Genomic DNA, 23,102 nt, shown 5'->3' with positions numbered 1-23,102 from the left:
ATGGATAATATTGTCTCACAGCAGATACCGCATGACGATGAAGCTGAAAAAGCGGTTCTGGGCGCAATTTTTATAGATCCTGCAGCAATAGCTGATGCCAGTGCCGAAGTTCAGCCGGATGATTTTTATAAGAGAGCAAATCAGTTGGTTTTCCAGGCTATGCTTGATTTATCTGACCGTGAGGATGCAATTGATCCGTTAACTCTGCAGGATGAATTAACCAAAAAAAACCAGCTTGATGATATTGGCGGCATAGCTTATGTTTCTGAGCTGGCCCTGGCGACTCCGACAGCTGCTCATGTCACTTATTATGCTAAAATTGTACACCGCAAAGCATTATTGCGGCGACTTATTTCTGCCAGTCAAAAAATTATTACGACTGCAATGCAGGATTCCGATGATGTCACTGACATTTTAGATAACGCCGAAAGCGAGATTATGAATGTCTCATCGGAAAATAACGCCAATGGCTTTCGTAACATCAAGGATATTGTTAATTCCACGATTGATGAAATTAACAATATTCCTGAAGATGGCAATATGGTTACCGGTTTGCCTACTGGCTTTGTCGAACTGGATAAAATGACGACGGGTTTTCATGATGATGAACTGGTAATTGTGGCTGCTCGTCCTGGAGTGGGAAAGACTTCCTTTGCGCTTAATGTTGCCCAGTATGTTGGTTTGCATACTGATAAAACTGTGGCAATGTTTTCCTTGGAAATGAGTGGAGAACAGTTAGTGCAAAGAATGCTGGCTTCAGAAGGTTTAATTAATTCGCAGCACTTGCGGACTGGCCAACTGGACGAAGATGAGTGGCCTAAGCTGGTTGCGGCATCGGGTTCTTTAGCAACAGCTAATATTTATATTGATGACACTCCGGGTATTAAGATGAGTGAAATCAGGGCACAATCTCGCCGCTTAGCCAAAGAAAAAGGCAATTTAGGCTTAATTGTCATTGACTACTTGCAGTTGATTGAAGGTCCGCACAGTGAATCACGGCAACAGGAAGTTTCTGCTATTTCACGGCAATTGAAGAAACTGGCTAAAGAACTTCATGTGCCGGTTATTGCCTTATCGCAATTATCACGTTCAGTTGAACAGAGACAGGATAAAAGACCAGTTTTGTCCGATATTCGTGAGTCAGGTTCAATTGAGCAAGATGCCGATATTGTCTCCTTTCTTTATCGTGATGATTATTACCGTGATGAAGAAGAGGGCGAAGAAAATAAAGAGGTATCAGCTGAAGATGATAACGGTGAAGTGGAAGTTATCATTGAAAAGAACCGTTCTGGTAGTAGGGGAACAGTGAAATTAATGTTTTCTAAACCCTATAACCGCTTTTCGAACCTCGATTATAGTCATGATCAGCCTAACGAATAGAAATTAATAAAAGCCACAGTGTTTTAAAGAAAAACGCTATGGCTTTTTGATTTATACTATATTTTAACGAAAAATAAGGCGTTTTTAATGACAATATTTCTACTAAATTGTACTATTAAGGTGTGAATAGAAAAATTTCGCTAATTTTTTGGGAAAGGACCGATTAAAATGGCTGATAAAGGTTTTAAAGACAAGGTAGCTGGTAAAGCTAAAGAAGTCAAAGGTAAAGTGCAACAAGCTGCCGGTGATGTCAAAGACAAAGCTCAAGAAGCTACTGAAAACGTCAAAGACAAAGTTGATGACGTTAAGGATAAAATGAACAAATAATTATTTAATTAGTTAAAAAGAGGCTGGAAAACTAAATGTTTTCTCAGCCTCTTTTTTGGGTTACACATGAAACAATTTACCGTAATTTACGCTGGATGCTCTTTGGTAACTTAATATTGGGACGTTCCGGATCGTAAAATTCATAAAAGACTGGAGCCTTATTAGAATCATTACTTTTAGGATAAAGTTCATAGTTGCTGTTCATCAAAGGCAGAGTCATATTCTTTTTATATGAATTCCAGATGTTGCTTAGTACCTGTGTCAGCAATTTTCTTTCTTCGGATTCCAGGGATAAAAAGGCGCGGCCAAAGCGATAAGTTCCTACTATTTTATTACTGGTTAGCTGGTGTAATTCATCAATATCGTAATTTTCAAATGCCTCGAAAAGATCAGAAAAAGCATCGCTTCTTTCTTGATCAGGGATTGAATTATTAAAATTAATAAGAGCGTGTCTGATAACACGACTGCCTGACGATAACCCGTCAGCCAGGGTAAAACTGTCGCGCCCTACTGACCAGCGGCGCGGATCATGTTGGTTGCGCATAGGCACCGTACTTTTAACAACCAGTACTTGTTCAGGATGATCCAGCATTGCACCAAAGATTGAGCCTTGAGGGATGTAGGTTTTCATTTTAGGCATAGAAGCAGTGAAGCCACGGCTCGTATACACTTTATGGAAAAAGCCCGGCCCATCAAAACTAATAGCTTTGATTACCCGCTTTTGAATTTCAGGACTAACTGCACTTAAAGCAAATTGAGCAAAGTTGCCTCCTTTTGAATGACCTAAGAGGTAAATCTGTTGGTCATTAAACTTGTGTGCAATTTCGGTAAGATATTTAGCAGCCACTTCTTGACCATAAATTTCCGGCAAATAATTCATACCCATATCTTCATTTAAACCGATCATAGTGCCGTCGGTTCCCCGAAAGGCAATGGCTATGGTGTTTGAATCAATAAAAAAGGTGACAGCAGTAAATTGCAAGGGATGCGGTTCTTTTTCCAGCCTGTCAGTCCAATCCAAAATTTTAATATTACCGATTCTAGGACTTTCTGGTAATAACATGACTTCAGTTGCTGTTTCGGCATACATTTGATGTTGAAAAGAAGGCAACTTATGCAGTTTTTCTGCTACTTCCCCTAAAGTATGACCAGTGGCAGAACTATCAGCTGGCAAATAGGCAATGGATGACAATAGCGAAGCATCAACACTGTTAAATGCTTTTTCTGAAAAGCTTAAGTCACCGCGCCAACGTAAATAATCAAGTGGTCCAGCCATATAAATTCTCCTTTCACAAAAAAGTTTATATCAATATTGTAGTGAGTTTGCTCAGTTAAGATAAAAATTATGCAAAAAAAACAATAGAATTAACTATTGTTTAAAAAGTAACTTGCTTTATTTATCTATACTGGCATAACTGATGCGCTTGATGTCAGGATACTTGCGTAAGGCCATAATAATATCATTTTCATCAATATTATTGTTAATAATGCCGTCTACGAAAAAGATAATTCTTTCATCGCTGACAAAAAGTATCTTAACGGAAACATTTTCAACATGATTTGTTTCCAGTTCCTGCTCAATTATGTGCAGGATGTCAGGCTTATTAACGGCTTCTATCTGAATGTTGAACCTGATATGCATGATGATTTTATCAATTATGGCATCATCGTGAAACATCATCTGGATGACAAAGAGCAAGGCAGTTGCTAAAATACCAATAAAGTATAAACCAGAACCAATTGCCATCCCGATAGCAGCTGTTGCCCAGATACCAGCAGCAGTTGTCAAACCGGAAATCTGTTGCTTTTTAATTAAAATTGTACCGGCACCAATAAATGAAATACCTGAAACTATTTGCGCAGCAATTCTGGAAGGGTCCAAAGCAACGTCTGACATTTTTAATAAATCGCCAAAACCATACTTTGAAACTATCATAAATAGCGCGGAAGAAAAGGCAACTACAATATGTGTCCGCACTCCGGCACTTTTTCTTTGAATCGCACGTTCATAACCGATCAACGCTCCGCACAAAGAAGCTACTACAATTCTTAATAGCCATGGGAGTTCTGCGTTGATCGATGCTAAATTTGCCATTACATCCACTCCATTTCTAAATCTATTCTTATATTATACTCTTAAAAAAGCGCGCCAAATGACAGTTATGACAAAAACTGGGAAAAAGTCAAAAAATGCTTGCGTAAACTTTTAGAATATGTTTTAATTAATATCGTTGTCGAGATATGACAATGCTGACTTAGCTCAGTTGGCAGAGCACGTCATTAGTAATGATGAGGTCGGAGGTTCGAATCCTCTAGTCAGCATTCAGAAGAGTAAAATTAGTAAAATAACCTTGATATATCAATGTTTTCTGTTGGTAAGTTAAGGTTATTTTTTGTTTATTAAAGATAATTATGCACACAATACGGAACACATTTTTAGTTGTGTTCCGCGCAAAAACTTTTAGGTAGGCTTTTAGGTTGATATAACGGGATTTATAACCACTTTTTTGTGTGCAATGACAAAACTTTTTGCCTTTTGGTTTACACTAAAGCATTTATGTTTTATTTTATATATGTACATAGAGATAAAATAAAATATTTAAGTTTATCTTTTAAAATCTATTTTAGTATTGGGAAGATTTGGTAATTAAATTTTAAAGAAAGGAATGTAATCAATGCGTGAAGAATTGAAGGATTTAACCAGTAAGTCTCGTCATGAATTTGTTGGAAAGTTTGGTAGAACAGGTTTTAAAAGTGGTTATAAAGGTTATAAGCCCACAATTCTCTTAAAAGAAATTACTTTGATGGATAATAATGGTAATAATACGATAGTGGCTGATCATCTTTGGCTAAATTACACTAAAGGGTTTCTTGAACTAGGGGAATTAGAAATAGATGATTTAATTAAATTTAATGCACGTGTAAATAGGTATTTAAAAGGTCCTAAATACGCTAAAATTCCTGACTATGGGCTAAGCTACCCGTCAAAAGTAAGTATAGTTGGAAATAAAACTGTACGGCACCCAATGCCAATAAAAGACACGAATGCATTGATAGGTTATATAATGAAAAAGAATAAATACTTTTACGTATCAGAAAACCGTGGTTATAATGAATGGTATGTTGATTGCTATGAAGGATGGTTAAACAAATAGTTGTAGCAAGAAAGCTCATTAAGATTATTCCTGATTAAGCTGTTATATTAAAACATAAAATAAAAAGCGATTAGATTTATCTAACCGTTTTTTTTTATAAAATCCTTAATTATCCCTGCAAAAATTTACTTGTTTTAAGACAGAGAAAAAGCCCTAAAAAAAGATAGTTTAAAATACAAGAGAAAACCCCAAAAAGAAACTCAAAAAATAAACTTGAATTTATTCTTTGAGTTAATAACTATAATAGGTTTTATGAAAATTGATTAAATTATTCATTTTAATTGACGCTTTCCAATAAAACTAAATATGTATGGACTTTTATGTCTATACTAAACACAATGTTTTAAGAAAATTAAATAAAATCAGAAACTAAAAACTAAAGTTCTTTTTGTATGGTTTAAAACTATGGTAGTTAAGGGTACCAATTTGTTTGTAATATACTTTAGCTTTCTTAAATTGACTTAGATCACTCTGTTTAATGTAGACAACAGTTAAATCACCATTTGTGTTGTATGAGTATACTGGCAAATAGTTTTCATTGTCATTCATTAAAATAGGAGAGTGACCAATGAAGAAGCCTTGGTATTTTCCATTATGTTGACCATCGACTTTCATTGATAAAGCACGTTTGCTACCGTGATTTTTATAAATCGTATTAACCTTAGTATAATTGTAACCAAAGTCATCTAAGTATTCATCGTAACCGTTATAGGCGTTAGCAAGGGAACCAACGTAGCAGTAAACAGTTTTATGATTCTTTTTAAATTTCATACCATAAGGTAATTTGAAATATTCTGCTGGTGATAATATTTTTTTATTATTATAATCGGATGTAATAACATAGGCTCGATCCTTAAAAGTACCTGCACCGACTATATCAGCAAATTGACGACCCGGATCAGCTAATCCTTTTAAGTTTTTTTGTGTGGTAAAAGAATAAAAGGCAGCAACGTTATTTCCAGGAACCCAACTAGCATAAATTTTTGTTTTGACATAATGTGCACCGGGCTTTTTAGAAAGTTTTTGCAACTTATTGTAATCTTTTGTTTTTGCCATTGGTGCTGCATATACAGTTTCACTTGCATTTACTAAGGTAGTGGTAGTTCCACCTAGTAATGCGCCCGCAATTGCGAGTTTTGCTATTAATTTTTTAGTAATCATTTTCTTGAAATCTTCTTTCTTATGTAAATATCTATAATGTGGTCTAAGCTGTGCTGACAACTGTGGTTGTCAGCACAGTAAAAAACATATTAATGTTTTAAGGGGATTTATTGATATTATTTACAAAAGAAAGATTTTAAATGTTGGTAGTTTGTTGGTAGTATTTTAAAAATGACTGCTTTTAAAAATTAATGGTGAGATAAATTTTGCAAATACAGTGCATACGCAAATTTCACTTTTTCTTAATTATAGCACGACTTGCGCGTTAAAAGTGGTATCATAATAATATAATTACTAGTATATTCAAGGAAAGGATGGCGTAGTAATTATGTACGTACATACGAAAAAAGCGCATAAGCTTTACATCTCCGCGATGGCACTGCTGCTCATGTTTGGCACAGTTGCCGCACCAAGCGAAGTTGTTGGTCTGCAAATAGCGCAAGCTAAAACAGCCAAAAAGGCTAAAACTAAAGCCGCAAAGCCTAAAGTCTCCATGAAGGATAAAACTAGTGGTTTAGGTTTTATTCGTGATTTTAATGAAAAAGTTAAAAAAGTCTTGCTTTATTAGGCATTTAATCTAATCATTTTCTTGAAATTTTCTTTCAGTTCTCTATCTAAATACTACAAACATTTGAAACTAAATATTACAAACGTTTGAAATCTTCTCTCAGTTTTCTATGTAAATTTGATTTCCCCCGTTTACACATTATCTTTTACTACATTCATTTTAAATTTAAAAAACGGGAATGGCAAGACTTAAAATTAAAAAAATTATTAATTTATGGCCATTAATATGATATAATTAATGTGGTTAGAGTATGACTTAAGTTGGAAGATCAATTTCAATTTCGGTAGGTTAGGGCTACTGTGTTATTATCTAGCCTCTTTTACACTTTCGATATTAGCGATAAGCTATACTAAACACAATTCGATGTAAAATGATAAAAAGGTGGTATTTTAGTGCCACCTTTTTTAGTTATTATTTTTACCATAAAGTTTTATTTATCATATGATAAAGAGGGTAATTAAAATGTTAAATTATAAGGAATTCGCGTCAGAAATGTATCTTCGTTTAGATAATGGCGATATTTTGGTACGTCTAGAGGATGTACTTAAAAGTATTGTTAAACGAAGTATTTCTGTTACTGATACAACCAAAGACTGGGATACTGCTCAATTTACCAAATTTTTAAATGAAAACAATATTTCTGTCATTGAAATTGACCGGAAAGATTGTTCACTTTATTGCAACAGAAGAGGCGAAATAGTTGATGAATCAGCTGATAAAGCAAAAAAATTATCTTTTCTTGATTCAAAGTCTATTTTAAAGCTAGTTAAATTAATCCAGCAAGAGAATCCTTTATCACTTGCAAAAGGCAAAAAGTATAAAGAACTGTTGTCTTCAGGCTTTTATTTGGATTTAAAAACTGGCATGTTTTACTCAAAGTGTGAAAATGTAGTTAAAAATATTCTTAATCAACTTTATTATGATGGGAAATTTAATGTGGGAGCTACTTACCATGAATTTGAGCAATTTGCTAAAGAAAACAATATCCCTATTTATCAACTTGAAACAGCAAAAATTGAATTTGCGCAAATTCCAAAATCATGCGTTGGTGTTTTTCAAAGACAACATGATGATTCTAAATATCAGCCCTTCAGTATTAATGATGCAAAAAGCTCAAGTAAAAAAGTCATTGATGGCGAAGGATTGTTGCGGCTTTTTCAGGTTATGAAGAATCTTAAAAGACCATCAAATAATGAATCCTGTCATTATCAACAGTCAAAACCTGGTATTATCTACAAAAAAGATCAGTCTGACGAGTGGGCTGATTTTAAGAAAGAGTGGTATAGTATACAAGAGACACTCGAACAGATTCAAGGAAATAATTCTAAAGAGCATATTGATATCACAAAAAAAGCAGTTGAAAAACAAGTCAATAAACTAATTAAGATTAATCCAGACCTTTACCAGAAGAAATTAATTGCTGACGACGATATCGCTAAGAGTAGTCGACGACTATTAGATCTCTCCAATAAGGGAGGTCATAAGGAAACCTATGTCAATTATGCTATCGTAAGCGAACTTCAAGATCATTATTACTCTAGAAAGACTTCAAATTATCCTAAATCTGAGCCAGAGCTGGAATATAGCATCCCATTGTTAAGTGATTTTTTGATGGTTAAAAGTAACCCTCAGGATAAAAATGAAGTTAATATAACCATTAATGATATTAATGCAGCTAACAAGAAGTTTAATCGTTTTAAAAGTAAAATTAATGATTATGTTAAAGCTGAAATATCTTGGTTAGAGAATAAAAATGCTGGAGTCAAGGCTAAAGTAACAGCAGATATTAAACTTAAAAGTAAAATAAAGGCTGGCTGGCAAAATACAAGCCCAAATTATTCACTTTGGCGAGAAATAATACAACTTAAAGGTATTTCCGAAGATGTTTTTTCGTCTTGGATTAAAAAAGCTTCAAGGAGAAATAAGTTTATTTTTGAATTACAACCTCAAAGTACTTATTTGCCAGGATTCGAGTTAGAGACTACAGAAACAGATGCAAGAAACCTTTTAGAACTAATTTCATTAGTTGATGACAACCTCAGTGAAATTGAATCTTTTAATTCTGAGCTTGATCAAATTAATCTTAGGTCAATTGCCCTGAAAAAAATAAATGAAATTAATTCTTTCTATGTTCAAGAAATTAAAACTGAGGATAGGAAACTCGATTATCAAGCGGGAGTGAACATCCCTGTGATGGCTATTCGAGCTATTGATGACTATCTTAAAGAAAAAGTAGATAATATAATTGAAGTTATAAGACTTAAGATAAAAACAATTAAAGATATTCTTGATCAATTAACGAATGAGGTCGAAAGTATCATACTAGTATGGGAAGATTTGCAAGAGGAATTGCAATACTTTGATTATGACCAAATATCAGTAAAAAACCGACCGCAAGCAAGACAAACAACTAGTAAAATATTACAGAACGTAAAAACAAATTTGTCTTATAGATAAAAATAAAAAATGTAAGCGTCAGCAAATTCATGCTGGCGCTTTTTTTTGTGTAAAAACATGGACTAAGAAATGCTGATATAACAACGAAAATGGCCGGAACCAAAAGTGTCCACACTAATTTTTCACAGAAAATCTAAACTAAAAACGTAAGCTTAAGTTAGGCTTACGGGTCAAATGACTCCAAAATTAATTTCTTAAAAGGAGCTTTTAAAATGAGAGCAAGAAAAACCAGTGGCTATTCATCTGAAATAGCTCATCTTTATATTACTAGTAGCCAGCCTGTATACAGTTTGAGCACAGAACTCGAACAGCAGAGAAAATGGCGAAATAATCAACCGACTGATGAGATCGTGGGATATAGAGCTTGGTTCACTCAGAAAGGACTACCACCTTTTCAAGTAAAATTTTCGCAACAAATAAAATTACCAGAATACTTGAAAAAAATTGAGTTCCAAGACCTCGAGGCTTGCGAAGTTCGCAATAATGTCTACTTTCGTGCCAGCGATATTAAGGAGGTGCAAAAATAATGGCTCAACTAAAACAATATCTAACGCGGTGCCTCAACATGGCATTAGGCGTAGAAGGGGAAACCACGTATACCAACAGCTTTGACATATTAATCGAAGAAAATGGTTTCATTTTCGTCCCGCGAATGCCTGCGGGCTTCGTGCTCGATGATAGTCTATACCAAAGGATATATCAGATAGCTAACGCAGCGCTTTATCCTAATTACACCTTGTTGAAGCAGAATGGTATCTACTTTGTACCTATGTACGGACAGCCGTTAGAAATAAAACGAGGTCTGTTTTTCCCGTGGATTAAGGGCACTGCCAACCGATTATTAATTGCGGGTCTCGACGATTATTTCGCTAGTCGCGATGAGAGAAAACAAGGAAACGTCATACCATTAATGAAAGATTTCTCGTTGAACTACCAGAATGTTACCAGTGTCGCAATTGCAGGCAATTCAGGAGCTGGCAAAAGCTATTTTCTTTCCTATCTATTATCTGCTTTGTTGTGGATTTCTGATCTAATCATAATCGATCCTAAGCGTGACCAGCCTAGCCGCTGGGCTAGGGATCACTCAATTCGCGCTGTTTTCCCTAATTCTAATGCGTCCAAGTCTGACTATGTATCCAGTGTCAATGAACGACTAGAAGGCGCTCTCAACACTATCTATCGCAGGCAGGCAGAATTATACGCAGATGCTAGCAAGCACTTTCGCCCTGTCACAATCGTGATAGATGAGGTTCTAGCGCTAACAGAAGGCGTTAACCGGCAAATCAAGGATTCATTTTTCGCCCTATTATCGCAAATTGCCTTGCTCGGTCGGGCAGCTAATGTACATCTGATCATTTGTGGTCAGCGGCTAGACCACACGGCAATTCCAACATCGGTCAGAGAGCAATTCAACGTTCTTGTGCAACTGGGTAACATTAACTCGAAAACTACCCAGTTCCTATTCCCAGATCTCGATCCAACGGGAATTGTGATTCCGGTAGAGAAGGGCTCGGGTATAATCCAGGTCATAGACGATGAGCACCCCTACAATGTGCTGCCATTCCTAGCACCTACGTATTACCCGAAGAAAGAAGAGAAAAATTATGCGTAATAAAAATAAGCCAAGCTTAAGCTTAAAAATCGGGTATTATCTACCAGTATTAATTCTGGGATATGTAGTAATTATGGCAATTGTGCTTAAATTTTCTTCATTACTTAGACTCATTAAAAACACATTATTTTTAAATTTGCTATATCCTTTTTTTAATAATTTGCAGCCTAAGATGTGTCCTATTGGAGAGTTAGCAACACTTTTCTTAGTTTCAGTTCTAATTAGTATTTGGAACTATCAAAAAGATAATAGTTTTAGAAATTATTGCAAATCAATTGAATTAACATATGAACTAAGACAATTTTGCAAAAGAGAACCAGCGACCATATTAAATGATGAAAAGCAAGCAAAACAAAAAAATTCCGTAATAGGGACTTTTAACGAAAGTCTTAAAGAACTGTTTGTTGATGTTAGAAAAAACGGCTTGACTGTATGGTTCTTGATACCAGATAGGCAAGAATCAAAGCAAATTCTAAATAATGAAATGAACGATATTGTTGAGTGGGTTAAGCAAGCCAATCCTGACTATGCATTTTCAGAAGTTCAAATAATGGGATATTACTATTGCTTACAAGCCTCTAAACTAACTGCTTAATGGCAGCTCTGCCGCTTTCGCGTCAGCGAAGGGGCGGCAGAGAGCTGCCTGATGAAAAATTACAGAATCAAACTGTGCAGGGGTCTTTTAGCCCTACCATTAAGCCATTTTTCGGGCTTGTTATTAAAATGGCTTAATGTGTGCAACTGTGCAGGAAAAGCATGCAATACTACATGTATGCAATGCTACATGTATGCATTACTACATGCATACAATAAGAAAGGAGTTGATGCCTATGACCGATAGAAGATACCGTCAATTCATGTTTGTCCAAGACTTGCAACATTTGCAAATCAAAGAATCCGAGTTATCCAAGATATTGGATAAGTCAGGAGCACTTGAATGGGCTTACATCAACCATAACAAAGATGTTGATAATAGGGGACAACCTATAAGAGCACATTATCATGTGATCCTGAAATACGAGAATCCTCAGACGGTTGCTAGTGTAGCCAGCCTGTTCCAAGATAATCCCCAATATGTGCAGGTATGGCGCGGTCGCATCAATAATGCTTATTCTTACCTGATTCATGAGACAGAAGACGCTGATAGTGAGGGCAAGTATCATTATCCTGATTCTGAAGTAGTCGCTTCCTTTGACTTTCCAGCCAGGATGGAAAAAATAAGGAAGAAAATCAAACTCAGTCCCAAATATGAGAAGGAACAGATTAGGCGCTATTCCGAACAACAGATTACCCGCGAGCAATTGACGGAAGAGCTTGGGGTCTATGGTGTTGCTAGTCATCAACAACTCATCGATCGGATAGATTCAGAACTTGCAAATCAAGCACACCAGCAATGGCTACATGATTTCAAAGGTCACAAAATGACAACTCTCTGGCTTTATGGCGAGTCTGGTGTCGGTAAAACCCGTTTAGCTGAGCATATTTTTCGAAACGAAGACTATGTCACACTGGGTAGTTCGCGTGATCATTTCCAAGAGTACAACGGGGAGCATTTCATTATTATTAATGACTTGCGACCAAATGATTTCGAATACAGTGACCTGCTCCGAATGCTTGATCCTTACCAGCATGACAAGGCAGCACCTAGTAGATATCATGATAAGAAACTCAATGCAGAGAAAATTATCATTACTACTCCGTATGATCCGTTGACTTTTTACCGAAATATCGACTCAGTGAAAGATACACGCGTTGATACGTTTAATCAATTGTTACGCAGAATCAAGCCCATTAAAGTCACACCTGAGTTGATTTCTAGGATCAGAAGAAAAATAAAGCAAAGAAAAAAAGCTAAGCAAAAACCTCAAAAATTTGCCTAACTTTCAAATAATAAATACAAGTTCATTATATTTCATAAGGCAATAAAAGAAAAGAGTTATTAATATGAAAAAATTGTTATTAAATGGCAAGCAATTATGTCAGGAATTAAATATTAGTGCTCCCCTATTATATAAACTGCGTAGGTCAGGGATGCCCTATCATCAACTGCCCCACGGGCGCGCATATTACAATTTAGATGAAGTTACTAATTGGTTGCTAAAAGCAGGTTATCACCAGGAAAAAACTTGGTCTAAATAGCAAAAAAAGGGTAGACTATATGTTAAGTGGTTATTGATCACGAAACTAAAAGTCTACCTTTTGATTTCGAAAGGTAGATATCTATGATTAAAAAAGTAATGAGCAAGAAAAATCGCAACAAGTACAGTGTTAGAATCCAACCAACCGATAATGTAACTGGTAAACGCATTAGTTGGCCAGTAAAATATGCAGATACTAAGAAAGCCGCAGTTAAGATTGAACGTCAGATGTGGCAAGAATACGAAGATGGACTCAATCCCAGTGATTCTACGGTAGCTTTTGCTAAAGATTTTCAACGGTATGTAAATCACCGTGCTAAGTCAATCAGTCCAGTCACTTTGAGATCATGGCAAAATACTGCTAACTCAGTTAAAAAGTATTTTAAAAAGGCTCAAATTAGACAAATAACTACTCATTTAATTGAAAGTTATGCTCATGATTATGTTAAACAACACCATGCTACAGTCAGCCGTTCATCAAATATTGCTAAAATCTTGATTCATCTGCGAAATTATTTCAAATCACTTGAAGGCAAAATTATTAAAGAAAATCCTGTTCCGGAAAATGCTTTAAAAGTATTCTTCAAACAAAGTGATTTTACGGTACCACAAGAATGGCGTATTTTCACGAAGTCTGAATTAAAGCAAATTAGGAACTTGATAATGACTGATTTGCAAAAAAATCCAGTTCAGTTGAATGGCAGTAAATTAGCAATACTAATTGAAAGCTACACCGGGATGCGTGTTGGTGAACTGCAAGCTTTAAAATTCTCTGATATTGTGCAAGAAAAAGGTTATTGGACTTTTAGTATAAATGATAGTTGGTCAGATTACACTGAATCGTTTAATGGTTCATTAAAAGCTCGACCAAAAGGATATTCCAGAACACTTTTGCCAGTACCTGAAAATGTAATTGATCAAGTTGAGAAATATCAAACTGCGCAAAAAAGATTTTTAGCTGAATATAATCTAGATAACCCAGTAGATTTGATTTTCTTAAACTTACATGATTATAGACGATCTAGCAATTATCAACCTGTGCGTCAGAAGAGTATTAATGATATGCTAAAAGAAATTTGCACTAAGCTTTCAATTGAAAATGAGGGTAAGCGAATGAGTCTATATTCTTTTCGGCATACGGTGTGTAGCCAATTAGCAAGTACACCAGGAATGTCATACCCCTGGGCAGCCGAAAGAATGGGACACTCATTAAATATGTTCATGAAGACCTATGTTGGTGTTTCACAAGATATAAATCAAAAGATGAATCAACTATGGGTAAGCTGATTTACGAACAGATTACGGAACACGATCTAGTTATTAAGTTGGCTTAAGTATTGATAGAGAAGGATTTGTTTACTAAAAACTCTGATCTTCTAGTCAGCATTATTTAAACAACTTACAAGTTTTTAAGTCTATCATTTGAGTTCAAAAGAGCTTGATATGATAGACTTTTTTGTTACTTTTGATTATTTATGTAGTTTTAAAAATAGTTATGAATATTTAGTTTTACCACAAAAAATGCCACACTAAAATTTTGTGTGGCATCCTGTGTGGCAAAAGTTTATAGAGTATTGATTATAGAAGAAATGGCAAGCTTTAATAATAAAGAATCGGTATAGGCTACTTTTGCTTCACTCGATAAAGGGAGAGGAAAAACGCCTCTAGTTTTTTTGGGAATCAAAATATCTTTCCATATTTTTTTATCTGCTTTTATTTGCTCTATTTCTTTATCGTTTATTCGTATTTTAATGAATTCTTGAATAATTGCTTCAATCAATTTCTGAATAATTGTATTAGCCTTGGTAATCTCTGACATAATTTCAATTCCACTTTCAGGCCAATTGTTAATTACTGATTTGTCATGTTTATTGAAATGACCTTTTAAATCATTTCTTTTTATTGTAGGTCTTATCTTTGGTTCACTATTAGTTGATGATTCTGTAGTTAATCCAGATATTGGAATAGTTGCATGATTTGCATAGTTACGTAATACACGTAAATTTTCTTCACATGGAGTTTTCTCACATGAGTTAATTAGGGCATTAAGATTTGAATTATCTAATTGAATTATTAAATTTTTACAATTATCTATGAACATGCGATTAACCATTATGTAAATGGTTGTTTTCTGAATGGCTAAATCTGATCCTTGTTCACTTAAAATTGGAAGATTCTCTATAATATATGGTACTGCTCGTAGCTCAGTATATTGATTTTGTGTCATCTTATATGTTTGGACTATGTTCTCCAATGGAATTAATTTTTTAATTAACTGAGAATATATTTTAAACTGCTCTTTAGAGATAGTTATTGCAATATTTAAGTTATAATCTGAAAAATTATATTTGAATTGATTCATATTTTACCCAAATGATTATGTAGTATCAATTATTCTTGATAAGATATATTTTATTAAAAATGACAAGCTTTATTACTTACTTTTTTTGGCTTTCAAAGTACCCATGATTTAAGAATGACTTTCGATACTTTTTTAAGATTTCTATTTGATGGTCTATAGCAGGGATTAACGTATATGCATTGTTCTTATTGTAGAACTCATCCATTAGTTTAGTATTCGATTCTTTATAGTCGTTAATGAAATTACTATCATTTTGATTCATAATAATTTCTGCTAATTGCATACGAATAATTAAATTAACATTATTAATTATTTCCTGATCATTAGCGCCGTCCAATGATTCTTCAAATTGTTTATCAAATAGAAATTTAAATCTATCTTTCCAAAAGTTTATTATGTATGATTTATTTTTATAATCTTCATCATTTTTAGTAAAGGAATCAGCAGTCTCTTTATCTCTATTTATAGAAAGAAAATGAGAAATATTAGCTTTCATATTACTCAATTTTTTATTGTTATCATAATATACTGAAAAAAGTAGATTAACTAATTTACACTCTACTTATTTACCTCTAATTCCTTTGCCTTTTACATAAGATACTGTGACTTTAAATATTTCTGCTAAAGCTTTCCATACTTCTTCATTTGGAACTCTGCTTCCTGCTTTGTATTTTGCTATCGTTACCCGTGTAGCTGATATATTTTTATTTTTTAAAAGTTTAGAATAGATCTTATTACGTAAAGTTGTTTTTTTCTCTTAGTTCTTTAATTCAGCTTGGAGTCATATTGTTACCTCATTAGGATTAATTTTATACGATTAGTACATAATTAGCAAAAAGTTCAAAAAATGGGAACAAAGTTATTGGCTTATAAAATAAATAATTGTATATTATATGTAGCTATAAATGTCATATTTATATATAAATAACCACATTTGGAAACAAAATACAGAAAAAAAGATATCTATATTGTCCAATAATATAACAAAACAAGGTGAGTTGCTTTCCACCTTTAACGAGAACAACAGAATAGGATCAAGATTCAAGCGATGAAACTAAGACTATTCCTTGCGTAGGATTGGAGTGGAAATATCTCCGTAATGTGGAATGAATCAAGAAAAGATATGGGAATACACATCGACTGTACTGCGACAGACAAAGCGCTATATGAAAGTCCTGCTGAGTTACACGAACTTTCAGTTAGTTGGTCAGTTAATTGGAAGGAAATAATTGAATGGCTGTATGAAGTGTTGGGACATATTTCTAGACTAGATATAGCTATAGATTTAATTAATTACGGCTTTTCGGTTAATGAAACTATTCAACAAAGCATAAAGAATTGTTTGTTCTAAACAGACAAGGAATAAGAATAATTTTAATCACTTCAAGATAATTGAAATTATAATGAAGCTCAAACGCTGTATGCCGATAGCGGAAAAAGTGATGCTTTTTTGAGGATATATGATAAAAAGCAGAGCAAGAAGTTGTGAAAACTTGATTAGAGTAGAGGCAGAGTTTAAACATCGCTTAGCTAAAGAATTAGGAAAATATATTTCAATATTAACTACAAATAATATTTATCCTTACTTGCTGGGGTGTTTACTGTAACGATGGTCATTATTACTATTTAGATAAAATATATTCTGATACTAAAACTATTGCAAATTCTACATAGGGCTTGAACTTAGAGGAATATTTAGAATATTTGAAGGAGGAATTAGTTTAGGGAGATAAACAGAAAGGCAAGTACTACAGAGTTACTCAACTCTAGACAAATAGCAGAGGAATTAGGTATTAGCTATACTTACTTTTTTAAGCTAATTAAAACACTAGGCCTTATCATCAACTGGAAAATCAAGGACGTAAATATTATGTTTTGAAAGAAGTGCAAGAATGGTTATTAGTAAGTAGTCAACATTAATTAGAAGGCATAGTAACTTGCTATGCTTTTTTAGGAGAGAGAGCCATATACTGTTAAACTGGTTACTCAGTATTTTGGAAAGAAAAAAGTTAAAGATATTAAAGAAAAAGATATGCGGAGTTTTGCTAGAAATTATGTGTAAACGCATAGTACGACAGACAGGCAGTTACAGAATTTAAGAAGCTATTTTTCTACTTTAAAAGAATATGGTATCTTGAAAAATTCTGTTCCTATGAGACCATTAACAAAATTTTTTAGACGTGATGAATTAGTATGCTTGCTAAAAAATATGTTTTTAGTAATAGTGATATTGAAGATATTAAAGAAATAATTATAAGGAATTGAAAGTAATTAGAATAAGTTATTGGACAATTCGAATTGCAATTTTGATAGTTCTAGATGCTGAAATGCGACCTCAAGAGATTCAAACTATAAAATGAAATCAAATTATAGGTGACGGAAAATTTAAGGTTTTTCGGATAAATGATTCTTGGAATGAAAAAGAAAAACATCTTAACGGACATTTAAAAAGTGGACTACATGGAGAATCTAGACTAACCCTTTCCCTTTCTGAACCACTTTTGCAGTTATTGAATAAGTTTCACTATAGCCAGCGAGAACTTCTAAAGGAAAATGGTTTAACTAATTTTAACGATTGTATCTTATTGAATATCACAGATTACAGTTTGTGTGCACTTGGATATCCAATCTCTCAAAAAAGCATGAATGACATGTTGAAGTAATTGAATATGAAGGTAGGGGTTAATAATCAGAACTTAAATGTTAGTATGTATACTTGTCGGCACACGGTAGCAACTAAGTTAGGTAATACCCAAGGTATGTCATACCCTTGGGTAGCAAACAGATTAGGGCATTCTTTGAAATGTTTATGCACACTTATGTGCATGTTGATGAAGATAAAAGTGAGGAAAAGTTGTATCTTTGGCTAAGGAATAAAGTAAGATTATTGTACGAGAGAAACTGATAATGGCGAATGCAAATAAAGTTGAAAATAGATATTAGTTAGTTTGAAATAGAAAAATTATGAAGAAATTACCAAAAAGGTCTCAACAAATTTGGGGCATGGAAGCTAAAAAATTACAAGATAAAAAAGATTTAAAGCGTGCTGAAAAAATAATAAAACGAGAGCTTAGGAAAACAAAAGATGAATCAAAAAAAGAAAAATTTAAAGAAGTATTACAGGCTTTAATTAATGGCAGAGAAAATAATGATAAGCCCTATGCCACAGATGATTTTAAATTTGAACCAGATTATTTAATAATAAATGAAATAATCGAAAAAAGAAATTTAGATAATCTTTTAGACTGTATGTATAAGTTGAAAAATTATTTTAATGTTAGTGAAGAGAATTTCTTTAAAATTATATCGAGGGATGAGATAGAAGATTGTGTTAATTCAATAAACAATTGGATGGGCTATAGTGAATCCTATACGAATTTGCACCCTATTATATTTAACGATGAATTTGAAGATTTTACTGACCTTATAATTTGTTTTAATGACTTAACACCTTCTATGGTTAGTGTGGAATTTATTTTAAAATTTAAACGATCAACTAAGGAAAAATTAGAGGGCAATATAAGCAAAAATAATGCTGCTAGAAATGTATTTCCTTATTTTTTTAAAGTAGATGATAAAGAAGTTGCATCTACTAATGTTTATGCTGATTATATTGTAAAAAATAAAGTGTTTTCTGAAGATATAGCGAGAATAAAATGGAGTTTTTTATATTTTATAAATGAAGAAATAGGAATTAAGACATATCTTTACGAATTAGGTGTTCCTGCAGTAAGTATTCTATATTCAAAAATAAATTCAAAATATTTAGCAAATTATTCGAATGGTAATTTTGATAATATTCCAGTAATGAATGGATATAAAATTCCATTGCATTTAAGAAATAAAGTATGTGACTTTTTATACGTTGATGAGTCCTATGAGTTGTTAGATCAGGATTATAATTGCTTAAATTTATTAGTAAGTTCCGAATATAAAGATGATAAAAACATAGATGAAATTTGGGATAAAGTAATTAAACAATGGTACATGTTCGGGCAAATTTCTTCCATTTTTGCAGTTATTATGAAGAAAAAACAATTACAGGAAAAATATTTAAACAATAACTTAAATACGATATCTGAAGCAAAAATGTATAGGACAATTGTCAAACAAAATTATGATTATTCAGAATTGATTTTAAAATATAACGAATTACTTGAAGTGGTAAAAATATATCCTTTTAAAGATAAATTTATCAAAATGTCGAATAGTGCATATGGACAAAAACAGTTACGAAGAATTGTAAGCAATTTAAAAAAATCAATATACAAAATTAATGCAAGAACAAAGCAAGTAGAAAATTTAGTTGCCCAAAAGCAAAAAATAATAACTTCTAAATATGATTCTAAGAAAGAAAAAAGCCACTCCAGACATTCTGGCTGTAGTTTACTAATTGCTGTCATAGCGTTGGTAGTTTCTATTATTGGACAATGGGGAAATCTTGAACCATTAATTCACAACATTATTGTTTATTTTCAAGATATATAAAAGTTGATATATTAAATTTGAGATTTTAAAGTGTCTGAGGAAAATCTATTTTAAACTAATTTTAGACTTTACTTAAAATAAAAATCCTATTAAATCAAGGCTTGTTTGAAGTACAACTAAAAAGTTAGACATTTTAATATTACACAAGACCCAATACACGGTTCCGATATTTAATCAGAGTCGTGTATTTTAGTTTGTTTGATCTTCTAATATGGTTGAACCAGTAAACGTAATCACGCAGTACTTCCCGCATTTCTGCTAGTGAACTGATCTTAATGCGGTTAAGCTTCTCCCGTTTCATTAGGTTGAAGATTGTTTCTCTCGGTGCATTATCGTGGCAATTACCCTTGCGCGACATGATTTGCTTAATCTTCATCAAAAGCTTGAAACTCATTATGATGCAATTTGAAATGAAATATTAAATCTATAGAATTAGAAATTATTTGTAATTCTTTTTCGTCCCAATTCTCTGCTACAATAACAACTACAAATTTAGAATTTGGTTCTGCTTCTTTAATGTTGGAGATTGGTGTCATAATATCTCTAGAAAACAAATGAGAATATCCTCCTCCTTCAGTTTTTAGAGATTTTATTGGAAAATATATGTGAAAAGCTTTTTAAGAATTTAATAGCTCAATTGCTACATCCATAGTATCATTTCCAAATTTTCCTTGTTTAGGTTCAAGTTTGACTTTATATTTTCCATAATTTAAATGAGACTTGTATATGTTTGAATGGCTGTAGAAACTGCCAATCTTATTGAATTTTCCAGAGTATGATCTTGTGGTGATCGTCTAGATCCTTCTAATCTGTTTATAAATACATCTCTCAATGTATCCCATTCAAATGAATTGACAATCTTTCTATATTGTACAATTAATTTAGCTAGGCTCTCTATTTGTAAATCGGTGGTTTTAAGATCTACGACTTTATTTTTTCGTATTCTAGAAATTAAAAGTGAAAGACGTTGTTGAGAAGCATCTCGAATTAGCCATGCGGGAGAAAAATGTGACTTTTTTTATGTCTATAATGGCGACCGACTCCATGGACTAAAAAAGGTATATTTTTATTAGTTGAGAAATACATTATTTTAGATATAAGAAAAGAAATATTTTTTTATCTTGATTTTGTAAAATGCGATTTAAATCTTTACCAGTATTAAATAATTGTCGAGCTTGTCTTTCTACTCAGTCATAGAAAAGCTTTTCCCGGTCTGCTAATGAGTTAGTTGGGTTAATCTGTAATGTGATATGCTAACTTTTTGTATTACTAAAGGATTAGCAGTTTGTTTTTTTGATTATATTTTTTCATTATTATTTTATACTTAATGATACAAGCAATTATCAGACTATATATTATTAAATAATGCTCTGACACACGGTTTTTATAAAAGCAGTAAGATAAGTTGAATCAACAGTAGGTATTAACTAAGGGTTATCTGCTTCTAGTCAGCATTTAGAAGATTCTTTTAAATTAATTATCTTTGATTTATCAACGTTTATGAAGATAAACGGATAAACGAAGGATAATTTTTTGTATAAAGGTAAATGTTGCACACAATACGGAACACGTTTTTAACTGTGTTTCGCGCAAAAACTTTAGGTAGGCACTATGGCTGATATAGCGGTATTTATAACCCTCCTTTTTGTGTAGTAACAAATATTTTTCGGTGTAATAAACAAATTTACGGTGCAAAATAATTAAATTTTGCACTGATAAACTTTTAAATACATTGATACTTGGTATAAAATATGTAGGAAGAAACTAGCTTATAAAGGAGACATAATATTTTGAAAGTTTTTGATTATCAAACTTTAAATGGTTTGAAAGTAACCACGAAGATGATTGAAAAACTCAATCTGATCTATGAGCTCAAAGGTAAAACGGATCATATCTCCTTAAAGTCGAAAGACACAATGGATAAGTTATTGATGGTAGCAAAGATTGAGAGTACAGACTCATCAAATCGAATTGAAGGAATTGCAACAAGTGATGCACGGCTTAAGAAATTAATGGATCAAAAAACGACTCCGAAAAATCTGAGTGAAGAAGAGATCTCTGGCTATCGTGATGTTTTAGCAGTAATTCATGATAATTATAAATATATCAAGATTACGCCCAATAATATATTGACATTACATAAACAATTGTTCGATTTTACTGAAAGCAACTGGGGTGGTCAATTTAAGGACATTGATAATGAAATTATTACTACCTTTGCAGATGGTCATAAAAAAACTCGCTTTACTCCACCACCAGCTTGGATGACACCCAAATTAGTCCAAAGTTTATGTGAAACTTATAATGATGCAATTTGTGATAATTCTCTTCCGCCATTAATACTGGCGGCAGCATTTATGTTGGATTTTGTATCAATTCACCCATTTAGAGATGGTAATGGCAGAATGTCACGCTTGTTAATGCTACTTGAATTACAACAATTAGGTTTCGGAGTTGATAAGTATATTAGTTTGGAACGTTTAATAGAAAAAACTAAGGCGCAATATTATCGGACTTTGCTAGAAAGTTCAGGTAAAGCATGGATTAATAATGAAAACGATTATGAACCATATGTTGACTACTTTTTGAGTATCGTTTTGCAAGCTTATCGTGAATTAGATTCACGAATTGACATCACTAGTGATACTGAAAAGGATCCGGAATCATTGCTATTGAGTAAAATTACTAATAGTTTAAAGCCGCTATCTAGACAAGAACTAATGAATTTAGTGCCTCAATATGGTGAAAGTACCATTAAGCATGCTTTAGCCAAGTTGCGCAAAGAAGGAAAAATAGATTTAGTAGGCAAAGGAAAGGCAAGTCGCTATATTGCCAATGACTAAAGCAGTGTAATAAACAAGTTTGCGGTGCAAAATTTAATTATTTTGCACCGCAAATTACCGATAAAATTTATCCTCAACTTTTCAGGATTATTCTAAATTCAAGTTGAGTTTGGCCAACAATGTAGCAGTTTTTCGTCCAGGCGGTAACGCGAAAATTAAATCTGCATTGAAGAAGGCAGGACTAGAAACATTGCTTAAAGATAAAAAGATCGACTTAAACGCAATTTTAAATAAGGAATTTGCCAATGGTACAGAACTTTCAGGAGGACAGTGGCAAAGAATAGCACTTGCACGTGACCATGTATACTAATGCTCAAGTGGAGTTCTTGGATGAACCTACTGCTGCTTTAGATGCAAAAAGTGAAAATGAAATTTACCAGCATTTTTTGGCAGAAAACAAAGGCAAAACAATTATTTTTGTAACTCATCGCTTGTCAACCGTGAAATATGCGGATAAGATTCTCTTTTTACAAAATGGCAGAGTTCTGGGCTTTGATGCACACGAAAAATTAATCAGGAATAATGCTGATTATCACAATATGTATAATTTACAAAAGAGGCTTATATATAGACATAAATAGATGTAACAAAAATAGATAAAGCCTATGTTT

General features: G+C 33.0%; 21 protein-coding genes, 1 tRNA gene and 1 pseudogene. 16 read left to right on the top strand and 7 right to left on the bottom strand.

Annotated features, from left to right (window positions below; genetic code table 11):
- Positions 1 to 1,380, top strand: a complete 1,380-nt coding sequence (dnaB, locus tag AAA926_RS04735; protein WP_198180720.1) for a replicative DNA helicase — start codon at positions 1 to 3, stop codon at positions 1,378 to 1,380.
- A gap of 168 nt (positions 1,381 to 1,548) precedes the next feature.
- Complete coding sequence (locus AAA926_RS04730; protein WP_122051705.1) at positions 1,549 to 1,707, top strand: CsbD family protein; 159 nt, start codon at positions 1,549 to 1,551, stop codon at positions 1,705 to 1,707.
- Between the two features lie 76 nt (positions 1,708 to 1,783).
- Here AAA926_RS04730 and AAA926_RS04725 read toward each other — a convergent pair whose 3' ends face one another.
- Together AAA926_RS04725 and AAA926_RS04720 are read right to left on the bottom strand one after the other, a co-directional pair.
- Positions 1,784 to 2,983, bottom strand: coding sequence for a DUF2974 domain-containing protein (locus AAA926_RS04725; RefSeq protein WP_198180721.1), 1,200 nt, complete (start codon positions 2,981 to 2,983; stop codon positions 1,784 to 1,786).
- A gap of 117 nt (positions 2,984 to 3,100) precedes the next feature.
- Entirely contained in the window at positions 3,101 to 3,802 is a 702-nt protein-coding gene (locus AAA926_RS04720) for an MgtC/SapB family protein (RefSeq protein WP_034978650.1), read from the bottom strand.
- 154 nt (positions 3,803 to 3,956) lie between these two features.
- Here AAA926_RS04720 and AAA926_RS04715 point away from each other — a divergent pair.
- A tRNA-Thr gene (locus tag AAA926_RS04715) sits at positions 3,957 to 4,029 on the top strand.
- 353 nt (positions 4,030 to 4,382) lie between these two features.
- On the top strand, positions 4,383 to 4,862 hold the full coding sequence (locus AAA926_RS04710) for a hypothetical protein (protein WP_338211993.1): 480 nt from the start codon (positions 4,383 to 4,385) through the stop codon (positions 4,860 to 4,862).
- A 369-nt stretch (positions 4,863 to 5,231) separates the two neighbouring features.
- Here the strand turns inward: AAA926_RS04710 and AAA926_RS04705 are convergent, their stop codons facing one another.
- Positions 5,232 to 6,023, bottom strand: a complete 792-nt coding sequence (locus AAA926_RS04705; protein ID WP_338211992.1) for a hypothetical protein — start codon at positions 6,021 to 6,023, stop codon at positions 5,232 to 5,234.
- A 328-nt stretch (positions 6,024 to 6,351) separates the two neighbouring features.
- Between AAA926_RS04705 and AAA926_RS04700 the strand changes: the two genes are divergently transcribed.
- The 8 genes from AAA926_RS04700 (at position 6,352) to AAA926_RS04665 (ending at position 14,085) form a co-directional block, all read left to right on the top strand.
- Positions 6,352 to 6,591 carry a hypothetical protein gene (locus tag AAA926_RS04700; protein ID WP_338211991.1) on the top strand — a complete coding sequence of 80 codons (240 nt, stop codon included), beginning with the start codon at positions 6,352 to 6,354 and terminating at the stop codon, positions 6,589 to 6,591.
- Between the two features lie 462 nt (positions 6,592 to 7,053).
- Positions 7,054 to 9,048 carry a hypothetical protein gene (locus tag AAA926_RS04695; protein ID WP_338211990.1) on the top strand — a complete coding sequence of 665 codons (1,995 nt, stop codon included), beginning with the start codon at positions 7,054 to 7,056 and terminating at the stop codon, positions 9,046 to 9,048.
- 212 nt (positions 9,049 to 9,260) lie between these two features.
- Positions 9,261 to 9,575, top strand: a complete 315-nt coding sequence (locus AAA926_RS04690) for a hypothetical protein (protein WP_338211989.1) — start codon at positions 9,261 to 9,263, stop codon at positions 9,573 to 9,575.
- Complete coding sequence (locus tag AAA926_RS04685) at positions 9,575 to 10,660, top strand: AAA family ATPase (RefSeq protein WP_338211988.1); 1,086 nt, start codon at positions 9,575 to 9,577, stop codon at positions 10,658 to 10,660. Before AAA926_RS04690 ends, AAA926_RS04685 begins: the two co-directional genes overlap by 1 nt.
- The gene (locus AAA926_RS04680) at positions 10,653 to 11,255 is read left to right on the top strand and encodes a hypothetical protein (RefSeq protein ID WP_338211987.1); all 603 of its coding nucleotides are present in this window, start codon (positions 10,653 to 10,655) and stop codon (positions 11,253 to 11,255) included. The genes AAA926_RS04685 and AAA926_RS04680 overlap by 8 nt, the downstream gene beginning before the upstream one ends.
- Before the next feature lie 235 nt (positions 11,256 to 11,490).
- Positions 11,491 to 12,540: a Rep family protein gene (locus AAA926_RS04675; RefSeq protein WP_338211986.1), complete on the top strand. Its 1,050-nt coding sequence runs from the start codon at positions 11,491 to 11,493 to the stop codon at positions 12,538 to 12,540.
- Positions 12,541 to 12,604: 64 nt separating this feature from the next.
- The gene (locus AAA926_RS04670) at positions 12,605 to 12,799 is read left to right on the top strand and encodes a hypothetical protein (protein WP_338211985.1); all 195 of its coding nucleotides are present in this window, start codon (positions 12,605 to 12,607) and stop codon (positions 12,797 to 12,799) included.
- A gap of 83 nt (positions 12,800 to 12,882) precedes the next feature.
- Positions 12,883 to 14,085, top strand: coding sequence for a tyrosine-type recombinase/integrase (locus AAA926_RS04665; RefSeq protein WP_338211984.1), 1,203 nt, complete (start codon positions 12,883 to 12,885; stop codon positions 14,083 to 14,085).
- A gap of 277 nt (positions 14,086 to 14,362) precedes the next feature.
- On the opposite strand, the gene AAA926_RS04660 is transcribed toward AAA926_RS04665, so the two are convergent.
- Together AAA926_RS04660 and AAA926_RS04655 are read right to left on the bottom strand one after the other, a co-directional pair.
- A complete protein-coding gene (locus AAA926_RS04660) occupies positions 14,363 to 15,160 on the bottom strand; it encodes a hypothetical protein (RefSeq protein ID WP_338211983.1) in 798 nt (265 codons plus the stop codon).
- Between the two features lie 76 nt (positions 15,161 to 15,236).
- Positions 15,237 to 15,656 carry a hypothetical protein gene (locus AAA926_RS04655; RefSeq protein WP_338211982.1) on the bottom strand — a complete coding sequence of 140 codons (420 nt, stop codon included), beginning with the start codon at positions 15,654 to 15,656 and terminating at the stop codon, positions 15,237 to 15,239.
- Positions 15,657 to 18,124: 2,468 nt separating this feature from the next.
- Here AAA926_RS04655 and AAA926_RS04645 point away from each other — a divergent pair.
- Positions 18,125 to 19,648, top strand: a complete 1,524-nt coding sequence (locus tag AAA926_RS04645; RefSeq protein WP_338211981.1) for a hypothetical protein — start codon at positions 18,125 to 18,127, stop codon at positions 19,646 to 19,648.
- A 139-nt stretch (positions 19,649 to 19,787) separates the two neighbouring features.
- Here the strand turns inward: AAA926_RS04645 and AAA926_RS04640 are convergent.
- Positions 19,788 to 20,024, bottom strand: a pseudogene (locus AAA926_RS04640) (IS3 family transposase); the annotation flags it as partial.
- On the bottom strand, positions 20,014 to 20,202 hold the full coding sequence (locus AAA926_RS04635) for a hypothetical protein (RefSeq protein ID WP_338211980.1): 189 nt from the start codon (positions 20,200 to 20,202) through the stop codon (positions 20,014 to 20,016). The gene AAA926_RS04635 and the pseudogene AAA926_RS04640, both read right to left, overlap by 11 nt.
- Before the next feature lie 1,236 nt (positions 20,203 to 21,438).
- Here AAA926_RS04635 and AAA926_RS04630 point away from each other — a divergent pair.
- The 3 genes from AAA926_RS04630 to AAA926_RS04620 all read left to right on the top strand — a co-directional run bounded on the left by AAA926_RS04630 (position 21,439) and on the right by AAA926_RS04620 (position 23,072).
- The gene (locus AAA926_RS04630; RefSeq protein ID WP_338211979.1) at positions 21,439 to 22,491 is read left to right on the top strand and encodes a Fic family protein; all 1,053 of its coding nucleotides are present in this window, start codon (positions 21,439 to 21,441) and stop codon (positions 22,489 to 22,491) included.
- Between the two features lie 109 nt (positions 22,492 to 22,600).
- Positions 22,601 to 22,801 (top strand): hypothetical protein, encoded by a 201-nt coding sequence (locus AAA926_RS04625; protein ID WP_338211978.1) that lies wholly within the window; start codon positions 22,601 to 22,603, stop codon positions 22,799 to 22,801.
- Positions 22,802 to 22,817: 16 nt separating this feature from the next.
- Entirely contained in the window at positions 22,818 to 23,072 is a 255-nt protein-coding gene (locus AAA926_RS04620; RefSeq protein WP_338211977.1) for a hypothetical protein, read from the top strand.
- Positions 23,073 to 23,102: the final 30 nt, after the last annotated feature.

This window comes from Lactobacillus juensis, assembly GCF_036246285.1.
GTDB lineage: Bacteria > Bacillota > Bacilli > Lactobacillales > Lactobacillaceae > Lactobacillus > Lactobacillus juensis.
This window is presented reverse-complemented; position numbering and strand designations above follow the sequence as displayed.

Excerpts from the sequence above, each read along its gene's own strand:
- AAA926_RS04710 (WP_338211993.1), top strand. The coding sequence starts at position 4,383 with ATGCGTGAAGAATTGAAGGATTTAACCAGTAAGTCTCGTCATGAATTT.
- AAA926_RS04675 (WP_338211986.1), top strand. The coding sequence starts at position 11,491 with ATGACCGATAGAAGATACCGTCAATTCATGTTTGTCCAAGACTTGCAA.
- dnaB (WP_198180720.1), top strand. The coding sequence starts at position 1 with ATGGATAATATTGTCTCACAGCAGATACCGCATGACGATGAAGCTGAA.
- AAA926_RS04700 (WP_338211991.1), top strand. The coding sequence starts at position 6,352 with ATGTACGTACATACGAAAAAAGCGCATAAGCTTTACATCTCCGCGATG.
- AAA926_RS04725 (WP_198180721.1), bottom strand. The coding sequence starts at position 2,983 with ATGGCTGGACCACTTGATTATTTACGTTGGCGCGGTGACTTAAGCTTT.
- AAA926_RS04660 (WP_338211983.1), bottom strand. The coding sequence starts at position 15,160 with ATGAATCAATTCAAATATAATTTTTCAGATTATAACTTAAATATTGCA.
- AAA926_RS04680 (WP_338211987.1), top strand. The coding sequence starts at position 10,653 with ATGCGTAATAAAAATAAGCCAAGCTTAAGCTTAAAAATCGGGTATTAT.
- AAA926_RS04695 (WP_338211990.1), top strand. The coding sequence starts at position 7,054 with ATGTTAAATTATAAGGAATTCGCGTCAGAAATGTATCTTCGTTTAGAT.
- AAA926_RS04655 (WP_338211982.1), bottom strand. The coding sequence starts at position 15,656 with ATGAAAGCTAATATTTCTCATTTTCTTTCTATAAATAGAGATAAAGAG.
- AAA926_RS04705 (WP_338211992.1), bottom strand. The coding sequence starts at position 6,023 with ATGATTACTAAAAAATTAATAGCAAAACTCGCAATTGCGGGCGCATTA.
- AAA926_RS04670 (WP_338211985.1), top strand. The coding sequence starts at position 12,605 with ATGAAAAAATTGTTATTAAATGGCAAGCAATTATGTCAGGAATTAAAT.
- AAA926_RS04720 (WP_034978650.1), bottom strand. The coding sequence starts at position 3,802 with ATGGCAAATTTAGCATCGATCAACGCAGAACTCCCATGGCTATTAAGA.
- AAA926_RS04690 (WP_338211989.1), top strand. The coding sequence starts at position 9,261 with ATGAGAGCAAGAAAAACCAGTGGCTATTCATCTGAAATAGCTCATCTT.
- AAA926_RS04645 (WP_338211981.1), top strand. The coding sequence starts at position 18,125 with ATGAAGAAATTACCAAAAAGGTCTCAACAAATTTGGGGCATGGAAGCT.
- AAA926_RS04685 (WP_338211988.1), top strand. The coding sequence starts at position 9,575 with ATGGCTCAACTAAAACAATATCTAACGCGGTGCCTCAACATGGCATTA.
- AAA926_RS04665 (WP_338211984.1), top strand. The coding sequence starts at position 12,883 with ATGATTAAAAAAGTAATGAGCAAGAAAAATCGCAACAAGTACAGTGTT.
- AAA926_RS04730 (WP_122051705.1), top strand. The coding sequence starts at position 1,549 with ATGGCTGATAAAGGTTTTAAAGACAAGGTAGCTGGTAAAGCTAAAGAA.